General features: G+C 48.6%; 19 protein-coding genes and 1 riboswitch. Of the genes, 5 read left to right on the top strand and 14 right to left on the bottom strand.

What is annotated here, in order from left to right; translation table 11 throughout:
* Positions 1 to 161: 161 nt before the first annotated feature.
* The 3 genes from GI364_RS09725 to GI364_RS09715 form a co-directional block, all read right to left on the bottom strand.
* On the bottom strand, positions 162 to 845 hold the full coding sequence (locus GI364_RS09725; RefSeq protein WP_198853395.1) for a YukJ family protein: 684 nt from the start codon (positions 843 to 845) through the stop codon (positions 162 to 164).
* A gap of 231 nt (positions 846 to 1,076) precedes the next feature.
* On the bottom strand, positions 1,077 to 2,171 hold the full coding sequence (locus GI364_RS09720) for a threonine aldolase family protein (RefSeq protein ID WP_198853394.1): 1,095 nt from the start codon (positions 2,169 to 2,171) through the stop codon (positions 1,077 to 1,079).
* Between the two features lie 159 nt (positions 2,172 to 2,330).
* Positions 2,331 to 3,443 (bottom strand): TDT family transporter, encoded by a 1,113-nt coding sequence (locus GI364_RS09715; protein WP_198853393.1) that lies wholly within the window; start codon positions 3,441 to 3,443, stop codon positions 2,331 to 2,333.
* Positions 3,444 to 3,590: 147 nt separating this feature from the next.
* On the opposite strand from GI364_RS09715, the gene GI364_RS09710 reads away from it, so the two are divergent.
* Positions 3,591 to 4,505, top strand: a complete 915-nt coding sequence (locus tag GI364_RS09710; RefSeq protein WP_198853392.1) for a LysR family transcriptional regulator — start codon at positions 3,591 to 3,593, stop codon at positions 4,503 to 4,505.
* A gap of 6 nt (positions 4,506 to 4,511) precedes the next feature.
* Here GI364_RS09710 and GI364_RS09705 read toward each other — a convergent pair whose 3' ends face one another.
* From GI364_RS09705 to fdhF, 4 genes are all read right to left on the bottom strand, one after another.
* Complete coding sequence (locus tag GI364_RS09705) at positions 4,512 to 5,333, bottom strand: isocitrate lyase/PEP mutase family protein (protein WP_198853391.1); 822 nt, start codon at positions 5,331 to 5,333, stop codon at positions 4,512 to 4,514.
* A gap of 229 nt (positions 5,334 to 5,562) precedes the next feature.
* Positions 5,563 to 6,159, bottom strand: coding sequence for a hypothetical protein (locus GI364_RS09700; protein WP_198853390.1), 597 nt, complete (start codon positions 6,157 to 6,159; stop codon positions 5,563 to 5,565).
* A gap of 57 nt (positions 6,160 to 6,216) precedes the next feature.
* The gene (locus GI364_RS09695) at positions 6,217 to 6,756 is read right to left on the bottom strand and encodes a helical membrane plugin domain-containing protein (RefSeq protein WP_198853389.1); all 540 of its coding nucleotides are present in this window, start codon (positions 6,754 to 6,756) and stop codon (positions 6,217 to 6,219) included.
* A 23-nt stretch (positions 6,757 to 6,779) separates the two neighbouring features.
* Positions 6,780 to 9,761 (bottom strand): formate dehydrogenase subunit alpha, encoded by a 2,982-nt coding sequence (gene fdhF, locus GI364_RS09690; protein ID WP_255524633.1) that lies wholly within the window; start codon positions 9,759 to 9,761, stop codon positions 6,780 to 6,782.
* A 497-nt stretch (positions 9,762 to 10,258) separates the two neighbouring features.
* Here fdhF and GI364_RS09685 point away from each other — a divergent pair, with 497 nt between their 5' ends.
* Complete coding sequence (locus GI364_RS09685) at positions 10,259 to 10,840, top strand: hypothetical protein (RefSeq protein WP_198853388.1); 582 nt, start codon at positions 10,259 to 10,261, stop codon at positions 10,838 to 10,840.
* 182 nt (positions 10,841 to 11,022) lie between these two features.
* Here the strand turns inward: GI364_RS09685 and GI364_RS09680 are convergent, their stop codons facing one another.
* The 4 genes from GI364_RS09680 to GI364_RS09665 form a co-directional block, all read right to left on the bottom strand.
* A complete protein-coding gene (locus GI364_RS09680; RefSeq protein ID WP_198853387.1) occupies positions 11,023 to 12,231 on the bottom strand; it encodes an ABC transporter permease in 1,209 nt (402 codons plus the stop codon).
* Positions 12,222 to 12,953, bottom strand: a complete 732-nt coding sequence (locus tag GI364_RS09675) for an ABC transporter ATP-binding protein (RefSeq protein WP_198853386.1) — start codon at positions 12,951 to 12,953, stop codon at positions 12,222 to 12,224. Before GI364_RS09675 ends, GI364_RS09680 begins: the two co-directional genes overlap by 10 nt.
* Positions 12,950 to 14,392: an efflux RND transporter periplasmic adaptor subunit gene (locus tag GI364_RS09670; protein ID WP_198853385.1), complete on the bottom strand. Its 1,443-nt coding sequence runs from the start codon at positions 14,390 to 14,392 to the stop codon at positions 12,950 to 12,952. Before GI364_RS09670 ends, GI364_RS09675 begins: the two co-directional genes overlap by 4 nt.
* Positions 14,393 to 14,520: 128 nt before the next feature.
* Positions 14,521 to 15,720, bottom strand: coding sequence for a PucR family transcriptional regulator (locus tag GI364_RS09665; RefSeq protein WP_198853384.1), 1,200 nt, complete (start codon positions 15,718 to 15,720; stop codon positions 14,521 to 14,523).
* 184 nt (positions 15,721 to 15,904) lie between these two features.
* On the opposite strand from GI364_RS09665, the gene fdhA reads away from it, so the two are divergent.
* A complete protein-coding gene (gene fdhA, locus GI364_RS09660) occupies positions 15,905 to 17,158 on the top strand; it encodes a formaldehyde dehydrogenase, glutathione-independent (protein ID WP_198853383.1) in 1,254 nt (417 codons plus the stop codon).
* Between the two features lie 98 nt (positions 17,159 to 17,256).
* On the opposite strand, the gene GI364_RS09655 is transcribed toward fdhA, so the two are convergent.
* Entirely contained in the window at positions 17,257 to 18,534 is a 1,278-nt protein-coding gene (locus tag GI364_RS09655; RefSeq protein ID WP_198853382.1) for a S1C family serine protease, read from the bottom strand.
* Between the two features lie 541 nt (positions 18,535 to 19,075).
* Positions 19,076 to 19,138, top strand: a riboswitch (Fluoride riboswitch).
* Between the two features lie 177 nt (positions 19,139 to 19,315).
* On the opposite strand from GI364_RS09655, the gene GI364_RS09650 reads away from it, so the two are divergent.
* On the top strand, positions 19,316 to 20,656 hold the full coding sequence (locus GI364_RS09650) for a cation:proton antiporter (protein WP_198853381.1): 1,341 nt from the start codon (positions 19,316 to 19,318) through the stop codon (positions 20,654 to 20,656).
* A 200-nt stretch (positions 20,657 to 20,856) separates the two neighbouring features.
* On the top strand, positions 20,857 to 21,717 hold the full coding sequence (locus GI364_RS09645; protein WP_198853380.1) for an isopentenyl transferase family protein: 861 nt from the start codon (positions 20,857 to 20,859) through the stop codon (positions 21,715 to 21,717).
* 106 nt (positions 21,718 to 21,823) lie between these two features.
* On the opposite strand, the gene GI364_RS09640 is transcribed toward GI364_RS09645, so the two are convergent.
* Positions 21,824 to 22,984: an alkaline phosphatase family protein gene (locus GI364_RS09640; protein WP_198853379.1), complete on the bottom strand. Its 1,161-nt coding sequence runs from the start codon at positions 22,982 to 22,984 to the stop codon at positions 21,824 to 21,826.
* A 237-nt stretch (positions 22,985 to 23,221) separates the two neighbouring features.
* Entirely contained in the window at positions 23,222 to 24,286 is a 1,065-nt protein-coding gene (gene ribF / locus GI364_RS09635) for a riboflavin biosynthesis protein RibF (protein WP_233096082.1), read from the bottom strand.
* Between the last annotated feature and the right edge of the window lie 47 nt (positions 24,287 to 24,333).

Genomic DNA, 24,333 nt, shown 5'->3' with positions numbered 1-24,333 from the left:
GCCCTCTGTGAGTCATTTTCTTTTGCTTGACACTGTCCCATGGTAGTGTAGAAGGTCTTGGCTGCATTGAAAAAAGACCGCAACAGATCAAATCTGTTGCGGTCCAGCCACATGTAACTCCGTGCTTATAGTGAGAGGAGTGGACTAGTCCCCCTCTTGCTCTATCTCACTTCGCCGCCGTGCTCTGACGCCCACGTTGGTCCGGTTGGGTCTCCAGACGCATCCGTACGAAATGACTGCGTTTGAAAAGCCAGAAAAATGGCGGTCCACTGTCCGCGGCTCTTATCTTCAACGAACAGGCCGCCGTCTTGGTAGGGCCCGTTTTCCTTCTCATACCGAGAAAGATTTCCTTGATTCATATGAATGTCGTGTATGCCTCGACTGGGTTCGTGAAATCTCTTGTCATGGCGTGCACTGTGTCCTCTATCACGAAAGTGCTGCCCAAAGGCATAGACCAACCCATTCTCGTCGTACGCCTTTTTAATGGCCTGCCCAAGATATGCATTCAGCGCGTCATTTGCGGGGCCTTTCATAGGCAATGGTTGCATTGACTCAACCGCAAATAGGTCTTCCCGGAGATAATCTAGTGCACCGCTGTCGGCATTGCTTTGCAGCGGCGTAAAACCCGTAGATAGGCCCTTCCAATCCTGTATTAAATCCCTCGTGAAATTATCAGTCGAGAAATACAGCACCTCGGAACCATCCTTCGAACGGACATTTACGTCTACCTGATATTCAGTATGACTGTCATCCACTAGTATGATTTGAAAGTGAGAGAAACTGTCAGACCCTGGACTATAACGAACAACTCGGCCACAAACAACACCATAGTTTAGAATTGGCACATCTATCACCTCCACCGCCATTATATGACGGAACAGTGGTTCTCGGATATGACATGAGCGGGAAATTCAATACGCCATCCAATGATAGCTATGAAACCCGCTTTGCGTTCTTCCTATTTGAGTGTTGACTAGTATCGGGTGTTTCAGTAGACTGCATTTTTGCCTTCTCGCCGACTGATACGTCTTGAGCGTGTTCACAATGATAATTCTTGGTAATGATTCTCCTCAGTGTTACTGGACTGCCAGCATTCTTGAACCTAGAAAATCAAACGCTTTACCCAATGCCTCCTTCGGAACCTTTTCATATTGATCTCCGATGCTCACTTCAAAATAGCAACGCACATCGCTTATTTCCCGAATACTTCCTGTAAGTCCAATACCTGTATTTTCGTACATCTCAAGGAGTATGCGCTCAAACTCATCCTTGGGAAGTTCAACCTGAACATGAAACATGTTGCTAACGGGCACGCTCGGGACGGTAGAGATTCCGGAACAACGATTATAGTATTCCGCTAGTTCTCTAGCATCCTTATAATACTGCCCCATCTTGTCTAACCTCTTGCTCAGGTACCAATCGTCCGCAATGATGTAAGGGTACAGACTAATTAGGTCTCCTCCGTAGCGCCGTTTCCATATGACGGACTCCGCAATAAAGTCCGGATTTCCTGCCAGAATGGCTCCTGCCACTCCCCCAATCCCCTTGTACAAGGAAACATAGACACTATCAAACAGGCGGCAAATTTCCTCTGCTGTTGTACCGTAGTAAGGAAGCACTTCAAACAGTCTAGCACCATCCAAGTGCAGTTTGATGCCGTGTTCCCTGCAGTGCTGTGAAATCGCCTCAAGTGTGGCGTAGTCCGGAAGCTGTCCTCCAATCTCACGTTGAGGAAGTTCAAGCAGCAAACAGGATATGTCCTCTTGGACGTTCAGCACATCCTCCAGTTCGATGATTCTGTCCTCCTCTGCCAGCAACACTGGCTGAATGTTGTGCAGCCGCTTTAATCCATCTTGTTCATGGATTTCCAAGTGGCATAATGGGTGATAGGCGACTTTGTAAATCTCCGTTTGATCGCACCAAATTCTCAGAGCAATCTGTTGTGCCATCGTCCCGCTGGGAAAGAAAATCGCTTCCTCCATCCCCAAATACGCCGCCATTTTGTTCTGAAAATCTTCAATAACTTTCCCCTTGCCATACATATCGCTTTCCAAATCTCCGTCTGTGTCGGCCAACGCGTCTTTGAGAACCTGCACGTTTCTTGGACCATGGCCTACTACCTGAAATTTCGTCTGTTTAAAAGCATCCAACAATGTCATTTCGTCAGCCAAAAAATTCGCTCCTCGCACAACACAGCAACGGCGTGTTGTTTTATCAAATGTTCTAAGTAGAGTGGTCTAAGGTAAATCTGTGCTTGACTTAGTGATAACACAACAACGTTCAATTGTATATTGAGTACCCTGCTTTGAAGGACAGAGGCTTTGCTTCAATTATGCTGGCTTTTGTGCCCTTTGGATGCTTCCTTGAACGTGAATTCTCCGCCATTGAATTAAGCTGCCTTTCCACACTCCCATACCAGTTCGCACAAATACGACGGTAAAGCATGTCCAAAGCACTACGAGTTGTACAAATCCTGCAATTGTAAAAAACGGGTACTGCACCAACTGATTCAGCGCATATGTGCCGCTGGTAAAGCTGCCGATTGGGAACACATAGCTCCACCAGCCCATATGAAACGGCAGACCTTCACCCCGTCGACTAAGATGCAGGAGCGTATACATGGAGGAAATGCTAATCCACCAGATGCCGATTCCCCAAAGTACCATTGAAAGTATGACAGCAAAGGCGTGAAGTGCGTTCCCATAGTGCCCTAAGATCTGATGTGTTGTGAGTGGCAGTGTACTAAATGTCCCCATCGACATACCAATGGGACCAATTTCAACCCAAAGACTGGGAGCGGCGTGTCCGCTCAGACGTCGGTGATACACCAGCCGCGAGTAGACAAGTCCGCTTACCATAATGAACAGAAAAAATGTCACACCAAGCATGGCTAAAATAACAACCGTAACGGTGAATTGTGTATTGGGACCTCCCCACAGAGGAATCAGGTTTGTTCCTGTATCAGCGGCGACAATTGGCGGGACAACCGGAATCAACCAGGTGGCTAGAGCGTCACGCTGATCCACTTTGTGTTCGGCAAACAGCAGATACGGTACGACAATGACCGTGAATATCGCTGCGATAGTTCCGATGACCCAGATGACCTTGCTGATGTCTGTTGCCAGGTATCGATTCAAAAAATGCGTACCAATAACAAAGTAGTCGTTCCCAACTACATTAATTCCCATTGCGAATGCACCGTAAAACAAAGCCTTCTCCGGATAACGAAAGTCATTTACGGCCTCATCCAAATGAAATATCCACCGGAACATCCAGAGCAATACAGCAACGATAAAAATCAAGTTCAACAAGCCAAATAAAAACAGTCCAATTTGATGCTGAAATGGAATTGGAAAAGGGGAGGAGTATGTGAGTCCTGCTACAATTCCTACACCCATGATGGTTGTAAACCAATTCGGGCCAAACTGTCTCACAATGCGCATTTCCGTGGTTCCCCCTCACGATTACAAACGTTTTGACTACAAACGTATCGTATGTGTTTCTAATAAATAAGTAAAATACATAATTAGAATCATAACAATAATGATATAATTATCATTATCGGAATTCATTTGATGGAGGCAAATCACATGGACCAACAATTACAAGTATTCGTGACGGTGGCGGAAGAAAAAAACTTTACACGCGCTGCAAAGACACTCCATATCAGTCAACCTGCGATTAGTCAGTACATCCAAAACCTTGAACAGAAGATGGATGTAAGTTTATTGGACAGAACCAATAAATACGTTCGATTGAATCCAGCCGGTGAAGTGTTTTATCGTTACGCAAAGGAGATGCTTGGCCTGTACGAGCAACTGGGTCGACAAATCCGCGATTTAAAGGAAGAGGCAGCAGGACCTCTGAAGATTGGTTCTAGTTTCACCTTTGGAGAGTATGTTTTACCACATGTGGTCGCAGATTTTCGGGGCCGCTATTCCAGAATAGAACCAAGTATTACAATTGAGAACACACAAAAAGTTGTGGAGTTGGTTGAATGCGGAGAATTAGATGTTGGCATTATTGAAGGAGGTATACTCGGGGAGAAACACGTAGACGTGACACCTTTTGCCGACGACACAGTGGTAGTAGTTGCATCAATCGACCACCCGCTGGCGGCCCAGAAAACTGTGTCGACTGCAGATGTTGAAAGCGAGTGCTGGATTGTTCGAGAACAGGGCTCCGGCACTCGCGAGATTACAGATAACGTATTTCAGCAATTTGACCTTCGTCCAAAAACGCTCATTGAATACCGCAGCAACCAAGTGATTAAGGAGTCTGTGGAAGCCGGATTAGGAATTACGCTGTTGTCTAAGTGGGTCATTCGTAAGGAACTCATGTGCAAGACCATGAAAGTCATTCCGCTCTCGTATCCTCCAATTAAAAGGAAGTTCTCCTTGGTGTTAAGAAAGTCTAAATTCGAAACAAAAGCAAGCAGCTTATTTAGACAATTTCTACTGCAACAATCGGAGAGATTATCAACAATTGATGTCACGGCGGTGTGATTGCCATTACAGGAAATAGCCGTTCAACTCTTGATATGACATCTCGGATTGCGGAGAACTATCATAGGTTCCATTGCTGAAGAGGTCTGTGGCAACCTTTTTCACAGACCCCATTGCGACCTTGAGTGCTGCAGGACCCATGCTTATTCTGGAAGCGCCTGCTTCTTTCAACTGATTGACTGAAGGCATCCCGCTTCCAGCCATGAAGTTCACCGGACCCGGAATTCGTCGCACCGAGGCTTGAATAACATCCAAATCGCGGACACCAAAGACAAAGATGCAGTCAGCTCCCGCTTGTCGATACAACTGGGCACGACGAATTGCGTCTTCAAGCAATTCCTTGTCCGTTTTCCCTCCGTGCTTAAAGTTGTCGATTCTGGCATTGATAAACAGGGGAATGTGGCATGTTTCGTGAATTGCAGCAATCCTTTGCGCCTGAAGTTCTTCTGGAAACAAGGCCCCATCTCCGTGTCCGACTGAGTCTTCAATATTGATGCCGACAATACCAGTTTCAATCAATTTGTCAACGTAGTCCGCAGTCTCTTCAGGGGTCACGCCATAACCCGATTCGATGTCAGCAGATACGGGGACTTGGACACTAGTAACAACTCGCTGAAGTGCAGCAACAAGTGCTTCAAAAGGCAAATACCCGCCGTCCGGATAGCCAAGTGCCATGGCCATACCGGCACTCGTCGTCGCGATGGCTGGAAAGCCAACAGCTTCAAAAATGCGTGCAGTGACAGCATCCCAGGCGTTCGCCAGTACCAGCGGCGACGCAGCATAATGCAAGTCTCGAAACAACTGTGCTTTTACCGCTTGCTCTTTCACTAACGTGATCCTCCATTCTCTCCCTACGTATTCACATCGAATGGTGTCATCATAAATCGTTAGTGACAATGACAAAAGGTACAGATTAGCACAATAATGCAAGGTCAGAGGCGAGTACCTCTATTACCACCAGAAGACCCCGTTGCGCAGAATGCACTACGGGGCCCATCGATTCCTGCATGAATTGTTGAATGGAGTTCATACGCTGGTTGCTCTCCATACGGACGAATCAGACCCACCAGTGTTGACCTAGTGCAGTATTGAATGTCACACCATAGGTCAGGTACATCAGCCAAATACCAGTGATAAACTGCCAAAAACCGACCAACCTGCCAAGCCCTGCGGAACCGCTGAAGCGTGCTGGGATTTCTGACAGATAGATTAATACCAGACCCAAAAACAATATACCCACCGGATGATCTCCCGCACTGAAAAACACCAACATGCCTAACAAGGAAATTAAGAAGAAGGGAATTGCCATCCAGGCGTCAGGTTTTTCGCTGCTGCCAATATAACGTCGGTGTGCCATCGCAAACCAATGTATCCCATAGGATGTAAAAGCCAGTGCAGCCATATACAGCGGAGCGGATTTCTGGTAAACCCCAAACCAGGTCAGACCCACCATTAAATAGACCCCAGTGATAAACTGCATAAACCCAGGCATCCAAAAGCCCCACATGCCCATCGTTTTGTTAACCTCGTCACTTGACCTTGGAAAACCAAACAATGCCTGGCCGCCCCAAATGAAGTATCCTGTGCCAAGTCCAAAAAAGCCGACTGCCACCGGCCAAAATGCTGATTGTGCAAATTGAATCGTTGTTGTCAAAGCACACACTCCTATTCACCCGGAAATGGTACTCACAGGCTCACTAAAGTTTTCTACTCACACAGTCTTTGCTGTTGGTGAGGAAAAATTCAGGTCTTGACTGGATTCTCCTGTGGAACCAGTTGGATTGAGTTGCTGCCCCACTGCCTTCAGGATGGCGAAGATTGCTGTGAGACCGGTTGTCACATCACTATCACGCATGACCCGGACAATATCCCACAACCCCGAAATTTCTTCCGCTTCTCCGCCGGCAATGACTTGAGACGCTTTCCCCAAGCCTGTGAAAACTGCAGAAACGACACTGGCGTCCAATTTTGTCATTCCTTGAACTACAGCAATTAGACTTTTAATGCCGCCGAGACTTCCAGGACCATTCGCTTGCCGCACGAGAATTTCCAGCAAGTCTTGCCCCTGTTCTAATGCGGCTGCAGCAACGTCGAGCAGGCCCTTCTCTTGAAGAAGGTGAACGACGCGAAACAATTGTTCCACGTCCTCGGTGTGAGACGACAAAAGATTCTCCAGTTCTCGCAACTGATGATCCTTCTTGCCGTCATTCTGACCTTCAACATCACGAATTGTTGACACAGGCTTTGCCATTTTCACCACTCTCCTTTTCCATTTCAGCGCTCTCCCGATGGACGCTGCTCCACAAGGGGTTCATAGTCGCTGCGCTGCCATTTTCTATGAACCATGACACCCGGTTGAGGATTCGGGTGACCAAGGCGGAAGTTGCCTTTGACCAGCGGCGATGTGCCTCTACCTTCGAGTACTTCCATGCGTACATGGATGTCTTTGTACGCGGGCGTATAGGCCGTTTCATCGTGGTTACTGCTGGTCAGGTAATTGACTGCTTCTTCATCTTTCGAAGTATTCATGGGCAGATACAGCTCATTGCCCTCTACTCTGTCTGTAACAGTTGCTTGCAGTTTCACCGCTCCGTACGGGGAGATGAGACGAACCGTCGTTCCATCCTCGATACCTCGCTCTCTGGCCAATTTACGAGAGACTTCTACATAAGATGTGGGTACCTTTTGAGCAATCCCGCTGACTCGGTACGTCAGGTTTCCCTCGTGGAAGTGTTCGAGCATCCGACCGTTATTCAGATGTAAATCGTATTCTGCATTGGGCGCGAGCAGCGGTTTGGTCCACTCTACCGGATAAAACCGGGCTTTCCCATCTGGAAACGGGAAACCGTTTTGGTACAACAGCGGTGTTCCCGCCTGATTTGGTTGAATGGGCCACTGCTCCGAGTGATAGCCTTCCAGGGATTCATAGGTCAGCCCCTGAAACATAGGCGCAATTGCAGTGGCTTCAGAGAAAATTTGAGATGGATGCGTGTAGTTCCAGGCAGCTCCAAGACGGTTAGCCAAATCCTGAATGATGACCCAATCCGGCCGAGAACTGCCTTTCGAATCCAGAGCCTGATAGAGATGCTGAATGCGACGCTCTGTGTTGGTAAACGTCCCTTCTTTCTCCAGGCTCGGGGAGGCAGGAAGGATTACATCTGCATACTGGGCTGTTTTGGAGAAGAAAATATCCTGAGCAACAAAGAATTCCAATTTTTCAAAGGCGGCTTGCACGCGGTTTGAATTTGAGTCGACAATTGCCATCTCTTCACCCATGATGTACATGGCTTTCAATTCACCTTCATGGATCTTCTCTACCATTTGGTGGTTGTTGAGGCCTTTTGTGGTAGGAATCGAAACGTTCCATGCCTTCTCATAGCGCGCTCTGACATCTTCCGAATTGACTGACTCATAGCCTGGAAAAACATCCGGTGCACAACCGAAATCTCCAGCTCCCTGTACGTTGTTGTGACCCCTCAGCGGATAAGCGCCGGTACCAGGTCTGCCAACATTCCCCGTGGCCAGCAGCAGGTTGCAAATGGCTGTACTTGTGTCACTGCCGCCCACTTGCTGGGTCACACCCATGGCCCAGAGGATACACATCGAAGAGGCGTCGCGAATCATCTGTGCGGTTTGCTTCAGCTGTTCCTGTGACAATCCAGTTTCCTTCGCCGCGTATTCCAACGTGTACGGGGCCAGTGAAACCAGAAATTCATGGAAATCGTTCACAGTTTCCTGCACAAACGACTCATCGTGCCAGCCCATGTCAATCATGTATTTCGTCACAGCTGATAACCAGACTAAGTCGCTGCCTGCTTTCGGATGGAGCCAGACATCTGCTCGTTTTGCCATGTCGTTCATTCTCAGATCCGCCACAATCAGCTTTTGCCCATGCTTCTTTTGTGCTCTCCGCACGCGCGTTGAAAGAACGGGATGAGATTCAGCCGGGTTTGCGCCAACAATGATGACCAGTTCTGCTTGACCAATGTCCTCAATCGATCCCGTATCTCCGCCATACCCCATTGTCCGTCTCAAGGCCGTCGTAGCTGGCGCTTGGCAATAGCGGGAACAGTTGTCGACATTATTGGTCCCCATTACGGCTCGTGCAAACTTTTGCATCAAGTAATTTTCTTCATTGGTACACTTGGAAGATGAAATATAGCCAATAGCGTCAGGTCCATCCGTCTCGCGGATCTGTGTCAGCCGTTCTGCAACGTAATCCATTGCCTCGTTCCAACTAACCTGAACAAATTCATCCCCTCTGCGAATTAGGGGTTCCGTCAAACGCTCGTCACTGTTGACAAAATCCCATCCGAATTTACCTTTCACACAGGTGGAAATCTGATTGGCCGGCGCGTCCATCTGGGGCTCAACTTTGAGTATTTCACGGTCCTTTGTCCAAATGTCAAAACTGCATCCAACCCCGCAGTATGTACAGACCGTCTTGGTTTTCTTGATTCTGGATTCCCGCATCTTTGATTCCATATCGGAAATAGTGAAAATCGGGGAATACCCAGGCTCGGTTTCTTTCGTCAAATGAATCATCGACTCGAGTAATTCAGGCTTAAGGCCTGTCGCAAAGCCCGCTTCTCCCAACATGGACTTTTCCATCAAGGCATTGGTCGGGCATACTGTTACGCAGTGTCCACAGGAAACACAGGACGATTCATTAATGGGGGCATCATCATCCCAAAGCACACGCGGTCTGTCACGCTCCCAGTCAATCGACAGAACCTCACTCACCTGCAGATTTTGGCATGCCTCAACACAGCGACCGCACAGAATGCACTGGTCCGGATTGTAACGATAGAACGGATTCGTATTGTCCTCTTCATACGGTTTTGGTTTGAAGGGGTATTTCTGATGTTCTACACCCATGGCCTTCACCGTGTTGTGTAATGTACAGTTGCCATTGTTGTTGTCACAGACTGTGCAATACAAATCGTGATTGTACAAAATCCGGTTCATAGCCTCGTTCCGCGCTGCTGTTGCAGAGGCCGTCTTCGTGCGTACTTTCATACCCGGTTCAACCGATGTGGAACAAGCTCGCACTCTCCTTCCATTCACTTCAACAATACAGGTATCACAGGTCTCAATGGGGTCAAGTGCCTCGTGGTAACAAACGTGGGGAAATGATGCATCGTTCTCCAAAATGACGTCCAAAACCGAAGAGGTATCAGCAACCTTTCGCACTTCGTCATCTACGTCTACTTCAACGAATTCACTAGTGTGTCTTATTTCCGATTCCAGCTTCAACTTAACCCACCTCCCAGAATATAGAACTTATACCCAATCTGAGGCAGAATGAATGAGGCTTTGACTCAGCTGTGCGCCCGCACTCACAAACAAAAAGTAAGTCCGTATGTCACTAAACGTAACACTTTGCGTCCTTAGTGTCAAAATAGTCAAGTTATTTGTGCTGCGCATTACTAAAAAGAGTGATAAGGACCATATGTCATCATCGGTCAACTATGTTCACCATCAAAATTACTCATTCAGCACCATAGTCCTGGCTAGCTAATAGGTCCTATATCAAGCGCTCAAGTATGCTTGTTGTTCCTATACTCCCGGGAGGTAATTTTTGAGCTACCCGTAAAATGAGCATTTTCCGCCATTGGAAATTGAGGAATTTAGAGAGAAACTATATAGCGGAAAGTGACTTAAGCGAAATGTGATTCTAATAAATAGCTAACACATTCGCTTTGTTGCACCGCTATCATATGAACCTTATCTACATTTGGGAGGGGTAAGAAATGAGTTATATTGAAGCCGTAACAGCAGAGCTAAAAAAGAGCTGGTGGAACGCAATCGTGGTTGTCGTCTTTACCATATGCAGACTTGTCTTTGGCTGGGATTGGTTTAAGGCCGGCTGGGACAAAATGGTCAAAGAAGGATGGCTTACAGACGGCAAGTTCAACTCCGGCGGTCTCATTAAAGGAATGGTCAACAGCATTCAACATTCTCACGGGCCTGATCCGCTTCATCTTAATAACCTTCTCGTTTGGTTTGCAAATCACATTTTCCTGAACCTTGGCGGTTTCGTTGATTTTATGGTTGTTTTCTTCGAAATGGCCATTGGCGTTCTTATCTTCTTTGGGTTTGGCGTGGTGTGGGCTCTTGTCGCAGCCATCTTCTTGAACCTGCAGTACGCTGCAGCAGGTGCGGCTAACAACTTTGGTTATCTGGTGACCGATATCGTCTGGCTGCAATTCCCGAGATATGTAAGCTTAATTGGCTTTGACGGATATCTTCGCTATACAAAAGGCAAGGAATTGCTCGGCCGTACAACCCTTGGAAGCGGTAACGGCAACAGCGGTAAAACCTCTGCCATGTAATAGAGTGCTCGGTCTTCGCTTCAGCATCGTTGCGAACCGTGACAGTTGAATCTCATCACAACACAGAAAGGAACTTTAGAGCCACGTTGCTCCAAAGTTCCTTTCAGCCGGTTAGGGCGGGCAACCCAGTTGCGTGCTCAGCAGCTCAACAGTTTCTCAACAAGCCATGGGAAATAGATGTCCTACTCAAACCGTAATGCGTCAATGGGTGATAACCAAGCTGCGCGGAACGCCGGATAGATGCCGAAGACAAGTCCTACAACCAGCGATACCACAAACGAGATCCAGACGGCTGTTAAACTGATTTGAACGGGAGTCTTCATCACGTTACCGATAGCAATCCCTGCACCGCTTCCGAGTCCTATCCCAATAAAACCTCCAATAATCCCTACCAGCGCACTCTCGACGAGAAATTGCCGCAGGATGGTTCCCTTGGTTGCGCCAAGGGCCTTACGCAGTCCAATTTCCCGAGTGCGCTCAGTAACTGAGACAAGCATAATGTTCATGATACCAATGCCGCCGACAATCAGTGAGATTCCAGCTATGCCACCGAGAAATCCTTCCATGGTTTTGGATACACCCTGCAGGGTATTTAGCAAAGAGGCCTGATTTGTAATCGTGAAGTCATTAGACTGTGTAAAGCCTAGTCCATGACTCTGTCGCAAAATCAGTGTTGCCTGATTCTGTGCCGCAGTCATACTCTGTCCATTCTTTGCAGAAAGGTAGATTGTACTCGGATTTGTTGTACCCGTCAGTCGGGCTTGCAACGTGGTAAGAGGAACAATGATTTTGTCGTCCCTGTTGGTTGGACCTGATGACCCTTGCGATTGGAGCTCTCCAATAATTCGAAACGACAATCCGTTAATCCATACCGTCTTGCCTACAGGGTTCGCATTACCAAAGATGTTCTGAGCCGCGGTCGATCCGATGACGCCTACGTTCCCCTTCGCCCTTTGCTCCTCCAAATTGAAGAAACGCCCTCTCGCCATCTTTAGATTTCGTACAGCAGGAAGTGCAATGGTGCTGCCTTCAATGACAGTCCGATAGTTTGTTGCACCGTACAGCACCTGCAATCTCGTCGTTGCATCCGGAGCCACATTTGCAAAGTCTTTGCTGTTTTCCAGGGCTGTCACATCTTTTGAAGTGAGCGGTGCGGTGCCAAGTCCTTGACTAACGCCGTTTTGCACGGACTGTCCAGGAGAGATTACCAGCAAATTCGTGCCCAGCCCTTGAATTCTCGACGTCACGCTGCTCGTCGTTGCGCTGCCGATACTCATTAAAGCTACGACTGCGGCCACACCAATAATGATTCCGAGCAGAGTTAGCGCCGTTCGCAGCGGATTGTGCCACAGGCTTGAGAAAGCTGTCTTTAAAACTCTTCCTACTCCCACACAACCGCCCCCTCTTTCGCACGCAGTGGATTCTCCACCCGTTCTTGCTTCTCTATGTGTCCGTCTCGAAAACGGATAATTCGTTTAGCGTGCTGTCCCACATAGTCTTCATGTGTGACAAGAACCACTGTGGTGCCTTCGTCGTTGAGCGACTGAAACAAGGCCAGTATCTCATCCGTGGAGTGACTGTCCAAGTTCCCCGTAGGTTCGTCTGCCAAAATTAAGCTGGGCTCTGTTACAATTGCACGCGCAATGGCAATCCGCTGTTGTTGTCCGCCTGACAACTGATTTGGATGGTTGCGACCTTTGGTTACAGGATTTATCCCCACTCTTTTCATCGCTCGGGCTGCCAAAGCCTCCGTGTGTGCCGGGGATTGTCGAGCATACCAAAGCGGCAAAGAGATGTTCTCGAGAGCTGAGGTTCGGCTAAGCAGATTGTAGCTTTGAAAAACAAATCCCAGTTTTTTGTTCCGCAGGCGCGACAGCGATTTCTCAGTCAAGACTGACGTGGAAATCCCGTCAACGAGGATGTTGCCTGAGGTCGGCACGTCAAGCAACCCCATTAAATGCATCATGGTTGATTTCCCCGAACCGGACGGACCCATGATAGCTACAAATTCGCCTGATTCAATGCGCAAATCCACATCTTTGACCGCATAAAACGACATGGGTCCGTTGTCATAACGCTTGGACACCTTCTGCAGCTCAATCACGGGTTTCATCCATTGCCACCTCCGGACTTCCCGCCGCCAGCCTTACCCCCGCCGCGACTGCCTCTAGTCCCTCCGCCGGCAAACCTTCTGCCTCCGCCTAGTCCTCCTCCTGCAAACCGGGCAAAACCGCCGCCCAGGCCAAAGCCGCGTCTCCCCGCACTACTTCCCGTACTGCTCGATTGACTGGATGAGGGAAGAACGAGCGCTACTTGCTGCCCTGCTTGAAGCCCGTTCTTGATCTGAACCGTATTGCCTCCGTACAACCCTACAGTAACTGGGTGGAACTGGAGATTGGCCGGTGCCGCGAACTGAGAATTAGACGAATGCCCCCGCGTGCCGCCCTTTGAGGTTTGAGTGCCTGAAGCAGACCCCGATGTCGTTCTGCCATTGGCAGAAGAACTGCCTGTTGTTTTTTCGTAGACACCTACTTGGCCGCGACGCTGGACCAGAGCAGCCGTGGGCACGGTCACAACATTTCTTGCCTGTTTCTCCACAATGACAACCGATACGTTGGCTCCCGGGAGCATCGTCACACCGGACCCTGCCGGTTTATTCACTTTGACGATTACCGGGTATGTAGTCACACCGCTGGAAGTGTGCGGAATCAACTGCAGACTCTCGACGGTTCCAACCAGCCTTGGTCCATGAATTGACGACATCGAAATGTCCGCTCTTTGACCTGGATGAATTTTTGAAACATCTGCCTGTGCTACGTTGGCCTGAACTTCAAAGTCCGACGAAGACAAATCCGTAATGGAAGCAATGCTTTTACTCGAGGAGTTGCCGCCTTTGGCGCCGGAGGAACCGGAACCGCTGCTCGTCGTGCTGATTGTAACAGTGCTGGTAGAGGCGGGGTTTGCGACTGTCATGACTGTGCCTGCTATCGGGCTCTTGACTGTACAGGCAGCAATCTGATTTTCAATGGACACAACCTTTGCATTCGCTTGGTCGACAGACGCTTGGTCCTCTGCAACTACATTGGGATTCGGCTGCGTCGTCTGGGTTTTCCCTTTAACTGTCGTGGTTGTTGTCTCATTTGCCTGTGCCAGTTTGGCATCAGCGCTGGCCAGCTGCGCTTTCGCCAGTTCCAACTGCAAATCAAGACTGCTGGTGTCCATGTGAGCAATGACTTGACCTTCCTTCACCTTCTGCCCCACTTTTACGGAGACAGACTGTAACGTTCCGCTGGCGGACACCGTCGCTTGATTTATGGGCTCAAGCGTTCCGGAAATACTGACGGTTTGTGCTACGGTTCCAGTGCGGGCCTGAATATATCGGATTTGATACAAAGGGGCCGCAGTTTTTTTCGTGTGTTGACGGACGACTGCATAAGTACCCCCGCCGGCAAGTACAATCACCACTGCAATCCAGGGAAAGGGTCGTTTCCACCATGCTTTCTTAGTAAGATATAATTCCTCATTTCTCTGCGTCGACTGCTCTGTTTCCACACCATTGCCTCCTTACACCATTTAGTAACAAGTTGCCTGTCCCTGACACATTTAGTCTAGTTGGCGGAAGCAGGTTATTTATGAAGATATGATGTAAATGATGTGGAGAAGTTGTGGAGAAGACGGTGTTACTGACGCTGAGCGTCCTTGCCGTTGAGATTCTTCCCAAGACCGGAGGATTCCAGAAATTCGAGCCCTTCAAGAGCAAACCAAACGGCTGACAGTTGAGCTGTGTTCCGCAGATTTAACCCAAGAATTTCTTCTATGTTTTTGATGCGGTAGAGGAGTGTATTGCGATGAATATACAGTGCTCTTGCCGTCTGGGCAGCATTTTGATTGAATAGCAGATAGATGCGCAAGGTCTGAAGGAGTTCTTCATTCTCTGCGGCCCGAAGTGCTCCAAGGGTGCCCTCTACCATTTCGAGGATTTGGCGGTCCGCGAGGTTGCAGAGCATGTCCGTTGTGAGTGTACGGCTGAACCGCGGGCGTATTAAACCTGATAGATTCCACTTGTCAGCCAACTGCAAGGTAGCATCAATTCTGCGAATTCCGTTGTCTAACTGATGCAGCGACTCAACAAAGGAGACACATGCGTGAACTTCCATCGCAAGCGGACTTGACTGACGTTCTTGATAGTGATTCCACTGAACAATACAGTCTTCAACAGTTTCTTCCCACTTCTTTCTGTCCTCCAGTTCTCCAGGAAAAATTCCAATCAGTCCACCTTGTCGAAAGGCTATGAAATCCATCGTTGATTCGTATCTCCACAACCGGGCCAGCATAAATTTTCTGAGCTCATCCATGTGCAAAAACTTATCGGCTTTCGTGCTGAGCTCCATCGCCACCAGAATATACCCGCAGGATTCAACCAGACCGCAGAGGGAAAGAAGCCGTGTCACACTTTCGGTTACACCTTCAGAGAGCAGTCTTTGTACTTTTTCTCCCCTGCGCTCACTCTCAACCTCTGCCCAGTGCTCTATTTCTATAAGGCTCAGTACAATCTCTATTACGTCCATATTAGAAAGCTTTCCGACAGCACCCATGTAGCGAATACATCCAAACTGGTGGTTGTTAAACAGGAGTGGAACCCGCTTCCATTCGTCACCTGTTCGCTTAACCTCTTCGTCGTTTCCAAAGGTTCTCACGGGCCAGCCAGTCTGGTCCTCAAGAATGAGAATTGAATGAGGGAAGCGCTGGTGGAGTTTTAATACTGCTTTATCCAAATCAGCAGCCAGGTCGCGGCCCCTCTGAATGGCTGTAAAGAACTCGCGCTCATGATGCCTGGAAACACGTCTTTGCGCAGTTGAAGACGACACAGTTTCATCCATATGACACCATCCCCTTTCAAAATAAGAAGGTCCTGTCCAACAGTCCTACTCGTTTTGTATGGATGCACAAAATAAATTATGCGTGTGCATAAAGTAACCGTTTTCTCATTGTTCGAAATACTTACTCATCATAAGATGCTTTTGTACTTACTGTAACACACATCAAAACTCTGGAGGTGCCAACATGTCAGGAAACCGCGCTGTTGTGTACAAGGGTGCAGGAAGAGTCGGCGTCGAATCAATCGACTATCCTGAGCTGGTTCTAAAAGACGGTCCCGGCGTCAACCCGTTGAATGTAGGGCGTAAATGTGAACACGGGGTGATTCTAAAGGTGGTTTCCACAAACATTTGCGGAAGCGATCAACATATGGTACGCGGTCGCACAACAGCCCCTGAAGGGCTGGTTCTCGGACACGAAATCACCGGAGAAGTGATTGAGACCGGACGGGATGTCGAGTTTATCAAGACGGGCGATCTCGTTTCCGTCCCGTTCAACATCGCCTGCGGACGCTGTCGGACCTGTAAGGAAGGCGACACTCACATCTGCCTGAATGTCAACCCAGACCGCCCTGGTTCTGCCTACGGTTATGTAGACATGGGCGGTTGGGTAGGCGGCCAAGCAGAATATGTGATGGTGCCCTATGCAGACTTCCAACTGTTAAAGTTTCCAGATAAGGACCAGGCCATGGAAAAGATACTGGATCTCGCTATGCTCTCAGACATTTTCCCAACAGGATATCACGGGGCTGTCAGTGCTGGGGTCACAACGGGATCGACCGTTTATATTGCTGGAGCGGGTCCCGTCGGATTAGCGGCCGCTCACTCTGCACAACTGTTGGGAGCATCTGTGGTTATTGTCGGAGACCTGAACGAGGTCAGACTGGAACAGGCGAGGAGCTTCGGTTGCGAGACCGTTAATTTAACTGAACACGACGACCTCGGAGAGCAAATCGAGCAAATACTCGGGACTCCTGAAGTGGATTGTGCAGTCGACTGCGTTGGATTTGAAGCGCACGGTCACGGCAAAAACCATACAGAAGCACCTGCGACCGTACTAAACTCCATCATGGACGTGACCAGGGCCGGAGGCCGCCTGGGTATTCCAGGTCTGTACGTTACTGGCGATCCGGGTGCCAAAGACGACGACGCCAAAGTCGGCTCGCTGAAAATTCGCATTGGACTGGGCTGGGCCAAAGCTCATCACTTCGTCACAGGACAGACGCCGGTGATGCGCTACCACCGGCAACTCATGAACTCTATCCTCAGCGGGCGTGCTCAAATCGCAAAGGCTGTGAACGCAACAGTTGTGGACCTGAGTCATGCTCCACAAGGATATCGTGATTTCGATAAAGGTGTGGCCCGAAAGTTTGTGCTCGACCCCCACGGGCTTGTTCGGCAGCACCACCCGGACCACACAGCGGCATTCGCAAATAACTAGGTTTTACTGGCATTGAGGCGTACACGTATGCCGCAAAGAATAAATTGGGGCTGCACCTCTTGTGCAGCCCCAATTATGTCTTACACAATCACACTGTATCACCCAAACATTCCTGGTGCTGAGAAGGGGTTCAGTGGATCTCCTTGCTGTGTACTCGATGACGAGCTTGTACTCGACTGTTTCACCATCTTGTATTTTTGTAATGTAACGTGCAGCTTCATCTTATGCTGCCCGCGATAGATGGTCAGTGTCACCTTCTGCCCCGGATTCTTTTGAAACACGTAGGTACGAAGGCCCGCAGTACCAGTGACGGCGTGCCCGTCAATGGAAACAATCACATCACCGCGCTTCAGCCCTGAGCTCTTCGCCTTAGAGGAATTTACGGCACTTATCCACACACCTTGATTGACAGGTACGTTAGGACGCATGGAGACAGGAACTGCACTTAACGGATAGCCGTCAATCCCAATTTCAGAGTGAACAACATGTCCGGTCTTTAAGATTTCATCCGCTATCTGCTTTACTTCATTTGCGGGAATGGCAAAACCCATATTCGAAAAACCTTGTGCTACAATTTTATTATCGTTGATACCAATGATCTTTCCATTTTGATTTAACAGCGGACCCCCGCTGTTACCAGGGTTGATTGGCGCATCCGTCTGAATCTCAGATTGGTAATCCAAGGTTTGATGACTGCTCTCTGTTTGCACGGGCATCGTTCTCTGCTTTGCGCTGACAATGCCTGAGGTGACGGAATCCTGGAAGGCTAGTCCCATCGGGTTTCCAATCGCCACAACAGGTTGACCCGCCTCTATTTTCGATGAGTTGGCAAATTGTACAACAGGGACATTCTTTATCTTTTGGAGGGGCACGCGGACCACAGCCAGGTCTGTGAACGGATCGGACCCGACCACATGTGCCTGGAGGTGAACCCCGCCTACCGTAACAACAGAGACTTTCGCCGCCCCAGCAACGACATGATGGTTCGTTACGAGATATCCATACTTCTTATTCTTGTAGAAAAGCACACCTGAGCCGACTCCGTAAGGCTTAAGCTGACTCTTTTGGGAAAAGAAGTTCGTCTGTTTCGTGTAATTCACGACCCCCATGACAGCAGGTTTTACTTTCTTCACGACACTCGTAACCCAATTTGGAGAAGGCGTCTTCAAAGTAATTGAATTTTGCGGTGTCGAAGTCTGCTGTGCCGTTGCAACAGACGGCGTCATCACAGCCGCGTTTGCTCGAAAATGTGACCACCCCCACAAAGTGGTTCCTGCACCTACTGCGGCCGCCAGGACGAAGGTGCCTCCCCATTTCAAAACTGTTTGAACACTTGTCCGGTTATTTCCCCCGTCATTCGAACTGTTTCTAAACACTCTTCATCCCTCCTCTTTCTTCAACAAATTGTCATACTTCTTATTCATTCCTTAATCTACTGCTGCACAACTGAGTCTTTCAAAACTTGAGAAGTACGTCTGCGGACTTTGACACGGTAACAATAGCGATTATCTTAACCACAGCTAGTGTTTCTCACATTTTCACTGCCTTTTCTGCGGATTTTATAACGAATACCAAACATCTGATACTGAGACATGTTGAATCCAGTATGACGTGTATAATTCAACAGGGGAAAAGCAGGGACAAATACCCTGATTTCTGGCTTTTAACCGTTTCGCCCATCCTACTTACCCTTTTAAAGCGTATTGTGAACCATACGTTTTGAATGGAGGGATTCAAGTGGGAACTTTCGGTGGCTATACGCAATGGGCTGTAGTGTTTCTGATTATCTTTGTACTCTTTGTACTCATCGTTCCGGCAGGAATGGGCGGATATTAACAAACCGTTGTACACTTTGAATCCAAGATGGGTGTTTGCAGAAGAACAAACCTAAAAAGAACCGCATATCATGGTGTAAATTGAATAACGGGTGATGGAGCTCACCAAAACTTCCGACGAACGGATAATGGCTCCTGCGATAGACTTCGCAGGAGCCTTCTCTATATTGACGGTTATTAGACTCAACACTATTTTTCTGTGTTTCTGTCAATTTGCGTCTGTTCAAGTAGACACATGCCTTGGACATAACTTCTCCTTGGTCATAGGGTATCTCACGGCTGTCGAACGATAGCACGATACCTGAGATAAGGAGGAGTTTTCATGTTCAGTATTGGCAGCGGAGATTTGGCCAAATTCCTGTTCGCAATCGGGGCACTTCTGTTAGCCTCCAACCTGTTGGGCTACATTGCCGAGCGTCTAACCGTGCCTCGCATCATTGGTGAGGTGGCAGGGGGGCTTGTGCTTGGGCCCACGTTTTTGGGATATTTCTTTCCTCACGCATTCCACTGGCTCTTTTTGGGTTTCCCTCAAGAGAGCCAACTTTTCGGGTTTCTCATGGAATTCGGCCTGATGATGCTGATGTTCAGTTCCGGGCTTAAGTTCCAATATCGTTTTAAAGGGACAGATGCCAAAATCGGAATTTGGATTATCGTGGCGTCCACTGTGATTCCGTTTATTATCGGCTGGCTTTCCACGTATGTCTTTAACCCGGCTCAGTTCCTCGGTCCTGACAATAATATTGTCGCGTTGAAGATTGTAATCGCCATCTCGATTGCCGTTACATCCATCCCGGTCATCTCTAAAATATTTTCCGATCTCGGTATTATGCACACACGCTTCGCCAAGATTATCGTCGGGGTTGCGGGTGTTCATGACATCATCCTGTTCGTGGCTTTGGCCGTAGCGTCCGGCATTGTCAGTGCACACAACGGGATTAACCTGTCTATTATTCTTAGGAGCCTTGGCACAACCCTGGGCTTTTTGGCGCTCTGTATCTTCGTCATTCCGTGGGCGCTCAGGCGCCTCACCTCCAAACGGTCCAATTTCCTGTTCAGAGCCTCGTTTCTCGGATATTTTCTGTTCGTGATGATTGCTTTGTCGACTGTAGCAGGATACTTGAATGTCGATGTCATGTACGGTTCTTTGCTGGCCGGTGTCGCTGCCAAGTTTACGCTGCCAGACAAACTATGGAACCGATTGCGGACGGGCGTGAGTGAATTCTCGTTCTCTTTCTTCGTACCCTTGTATTTTGGGATTGTCGGTTTACAGTTAAACCTGGCTCGAGACTTTAGTGTCGGGTTCTTCGTCCTGTACCTGCTGTTTGCCACCATTGTGCAGACAGTCGTGGTGTACTTCACATGCCGTTTCATTAAAAACGACAAACTTACCAGTTTCAACTTGGCTGCAGCCATGAACGCCCGTGGAGGACCGGGTATTGTGCTTTCTCAAATCGCGTTTTCCATCGGGATTATTAACCAGAATTTCTTCGCCATTCTTGTGATGCTGGCACTGTTCACAAGCTGGATGGCTGGGTCTTGGCTCCGGTACGTTCTCAAGAAGGGTATGCTGCTGATGCCTGGTGACGAAAACCTGGTCATAGAGAAGGCCCAAGAAGAAGTCTTGTGGGAACCCGAAAAACCTGCACCCGCCCTTGAACACTAACGCCGTCTTCTTCAAACGACCAATGCAATAACCCCGGGAAGCATCCCGGAGTTATTGCATCAGTGTTTTGTCCAGAACAAACAGGACCAGCCTGTGCTGGTCCCAGTACGAAAAGTATCCTATTATAATGTAGGTACATATTGATGATGAAAAATGGAACCGAGAAGAAATCTTAAGTACGCAAACGAGGTGCTCAGGTAGTGAAGATTTTTGCACTGGTAGGAGCCAGCGGTACCGGAAAAAGCTATGTCGCGGAAGAAGTGGCAAAGAAGACCGGCAGTGGTCTTATCATTGACGACGGCGTACTCATTTCTCACGGACAGATGATTGCAGGTTACTCCGGAAAACTGGAGAAGCATGCAATCAAAGCAGTTCGACGAGCCATCTTCATGAACAAAGACCACAGAGCAGACGTCATGACCGCACTGTCACATTACCAAGGTAATGACAACCTCCTCGTTTTAGGCACCTCCAGAAAGATGATTCTTACCATCTGCAGCAACCTGGAATTAACAGAAGATATCAACTGGCTAGCCATTGAAGACTTCGTGTCAAGCGAAGAGTTAGCTCTTGCCTCGCGCCTGCGCATGTACGGGATGCACGCTATGCCAATTGCAGCATCACAAGTTCAGCAGTCAAAACACTACTGGCTGTTGAAACAAATTCAATACCGCTTGGAAAAACTGAGTCCCCAAGGAACCACTGGTGAGGAACGAAGGCGGCTTATCGTCAATCCGGTGTTTTCCGGAGGAGGTATTTATGTCCATCCTCGTGCAATCAAGGACTTGGTTACTTGTGTGGTATCAGAAGAACAACACCCATTTCGACTACGCCAAACGAAAGTCGAGTTTGAACCTTCCCTCACTGTAAAAGTCAATGCAGCCATCGAACTGGGAACAAACATTCAGAGAGCCGCTGAAGCATTATTGTCCAGCCTTCACAGAAGCCTAACAGCTAACTTGGGCCTTCCCTTAATCCAGGTGCACTTGCGAGTCGAAACCATCTCCGTTCAAACCACACAGTCACATCCTCAACACGAGCACAGGTTGACTCTGTCATAGTAGAAGTAGAGCAGTGCCCCTCCGTCAGCCAAACGGAGGGGCACTGTGATGTACTTTTCATCAATTGGTAGGCGAGTCTGTTGGTAGCGAGTCTGTGCCGGTAAGATTAGTTGTCAGACCGTCTGTGCCTCAACTGCGGTTCCCCGGGAACAGGCAGTGTTTTTACCTGACGCGAATCTGAGGCATACCCAATAAAGCCCAAGTGCCAATTTTGCTCGATGGTACGCAACAGTGAATAGTGATTTGCCCAAGTATTGAGCGTAAAGTGATGCGGAAAAGCATTGTCAATCATTATCATGGGTACTTTGCCGCCACCATAAGCACCACCCGGCCACTTATAGCCGTCGACAGTGCCGGCAGGCACGATAGGTGCATCCGGTCCTGGCGCGGTAAACTGTTTTAACTGCTTACTGGTGGTCGAGCTTGGCGGATACGGATAGTTTGCTTCATCCCATGTCACAAAGATGATGGACTTGCTTGTTTTCCAACTTCTCGATGACATGATTTCTTTGACTGTTCGTTTCACAAAGTTGTCTCCGGCCTGATACAACTTAGCGGGATCATTGTATGTCACCGTCGACCCTGGACCCGGCGGCTGACCGTGCATGTCGTTAATGACATTCGGTGTAATAAATGAGAAATTTGGTACGCGATTGTGGTTCAGGTCCGTCTGCAATTGTGTGAAAGGGACCACGTTTTTCTCTCGACTAGGATGATTTGCAATGTCTGTCATGAGCGTAAAAGGGTTGTGCTTGAGAGCATACAAGGCGTTGGGAGGCGTCTTGGAAGGAGCAGTACCTTTGGGTTCATTGTCAGGGTACCAGTACCCCTTGAATCCTGGATAAGGCATACTCTGCATGTAGCCTTTCCAAGTAATGTGATGCGACGCCAACTGGTCCACCAGATTGGTGTGGTTGAAGGTCTGTGTTGGGTTGTCACTGTGAGTGCCCCAGTTATTACCGCTGAAGAATGCTACATAGTTGGCAAGACTTTCATGAGTCACGCCGAAGTAGTTGTTCTCATAACCATACTGTTTCGCAAGTTTGTTAATATAGGGCAACTGAGAATTCCCAATAATGTTCGGTGTGCCTTGGTTCTCCATCATAATGACGTAGACGTGTTTGAACGGCTGATTCGACCTTGAAGATTCAAGTGGACGGGTGCTTTGACGGTGTGAAGCTGCATAGGCCGGCAACGCTGTAGCACCAAACAACATACCTGCGGCCCCTGCTACGGAAAGAGAGTACACAACAGACTTCAGTTTCAAATGAAACATCCTCCTCGTTTTTGTACTCCCCTTACCCCGAACAACTCTTATACAAGTTTTGAACGTCACGTATAGAAGCCTATCTAGTATATTTTGTATGCTTTCGTCTAAACATTTTATATTAACTCTATTATTATATCTACAAGTAAAGAGACAACATTTTTCTCTAATACCAGCCTGAGTTGTTTATCCGGCTGTCTTCTTGTCTCACCCTCACCGTCACAATGGCCCGGTCTGTTACCTGGTCTCTGCTTGCTTGGTCTCTTGCTTGGTCTGCAGCAGCCCAAACCTTGCTCGTGCAACTTCTTCGTCCTGCTGCATCTGTTTCACAAGACTGTCCAAGTCCGGGAATCGGACTTCATCGCGAAGTCGGTGAAGAAAGCCAATGGTCAGTTCACTTCCATACAAATCCCCCGAATAGTCCATAAGATAAGCTTCAACCTTGTAGCTATTACCGTTCACTGTGGGACGGTAACCAGCGCTGACAAGCGCATACCAGAAATCGCTCTGACAAGACTTTGCCTCATGCGTTCTCACGAGGGCTTCGTAAACACCGGGTGCGGGCATGACAAATTCGTCCAGCCCGCTCAAATTCGCCGTAGGAAAACCGAGCGTCCGTCCAACTGCGTCTCCGTGAACCACCGTTCCAGTCAACTCATATGGATGACCCAGAAGAGCGTGGGCGGCTGCGACGCGACCCGCTTCCACATGTTTTCGAATCTGAGTACTGCTAATTTTTTTGCGATTCACCTTAATGGTCGGCACCACAGTCACAGGTACACCGATATCGCTGCACAAGTCTACGAGTTCCTGTGTTGTCGAAGCCGCACCTTTCCCAAAATTAAACCCCTCGCCAACAACAACGCGTTTCAAATTCAATCTTGCAAGGTGTTCGTAAACAAACGTCTCTGGAGATGTTGTGGCGTAATCCCTGGTGAACTCAATGTCATAGACTCTTTCGACTCCGCATTGGCTTAACCAGGTCCATTTCTGTGATGAAGGTGTCAACGCGTGCTGAAACTCTTCTCGTTCCGCCAGTACCCACAGTGGATGAGGCCAAAGACTCATTACGGCCAGCACGCCGCCGTCCATTGTGTACTGTTGTGCAACCCTCAGAATTTCTTGATGTCCAAGATGAACCCCATCAAACTTTCCAATACACAACACAACCGCTTCCGTGCTCGGAGGCGGCACCTTCGTTACAGACATTATGTCCATGGCAATCGCTCCTGTTTTGCGTGTTTCTCGTTTGCGTGCACCCATGCTGCCATCATTATCTGCTACATAATCCTTGTCTATCATGAAGACCATCTAAACAATGCGTGAAGAAGAATGAAGACAGCTCAGGA

Source organism: Alicyclobacillus sp. SO9 (assembly GCF_016406125.1).
Lineage (GTDB): Bacteria > Bacillota > Bacilli > Alicyclobacillales > Alicyclobacillaceae > SO9.
The sequence above is the reverse complement of the archived record's forward strand: the minus strand, read 5'-3'. Positions and strand labels throughout refer to the sequence as shown.

Bases quoted from the DNA above. Each gene is read 5' to 3' on its own strand.
- GI364_RS09715 (WP_198853393.1), bottom strand. From the start codon at position 3,443: ATGCGCATTGTGAGACAGTTTGGCCCGAATTGGTTTACAACCATCATG.
- GI364_RS09710 (WP_198853392.1), top strand. From the start codon at position 3,591: ATGGACCAACAATTACAAGTATTCGTGACGGTGGCGGAAGAAAAAAAC.
- GI364_RS09695 (WP_198853389.1), bottom strand. From the start codon at position 6,756: ATGGCAAAGCCTGTGTCAACAATTCGTGATGTTGAAGGTCAGAATGAC.
- GI364_RS09685 (WP_198853388.1), top strand. From the start codon at position 10,259: ATGAGTTATATTGAAGCCGTAACAGCAGAGCTAAAAAAGAGCTGGTGG.
- GI364_RS09675 (WP_198853386.1), bottom strand. From the start codon at position 12,953: ATGAAACCCGTGATTGAGCTGCAGAAGGTGTCCAAGCGTTATGACAAC.
- GI364_RS09665 (WP_198853384.1), bottom strand. From the start codon at position 15,720: ATGGATGAAACTGTGTCGTCTTCAACTGCGCAAAGACGTGTTTCCAGG.
- fdhA (WP_198853383.1), top strand. From the start codon at position 15,905: ATGTCAGGAAACCGCGCTGTTGTGTACAAGGGTGCAGGAAGAGTCGGC.
- GI364_RS09650 (WP_198853381.1), top strand. From the start codon at position 19,316: ATGTTCAGTATTGGCAGCGGAGATTTGGCCAAATTCCTGTTCGCAATC.
- ribF (WP_233096082.1), bottom strand. From the start codon at position 24,286: ATGATAGACAAGGATTATGTAGCAGATAATGATGGCAGCATGGGTGCA.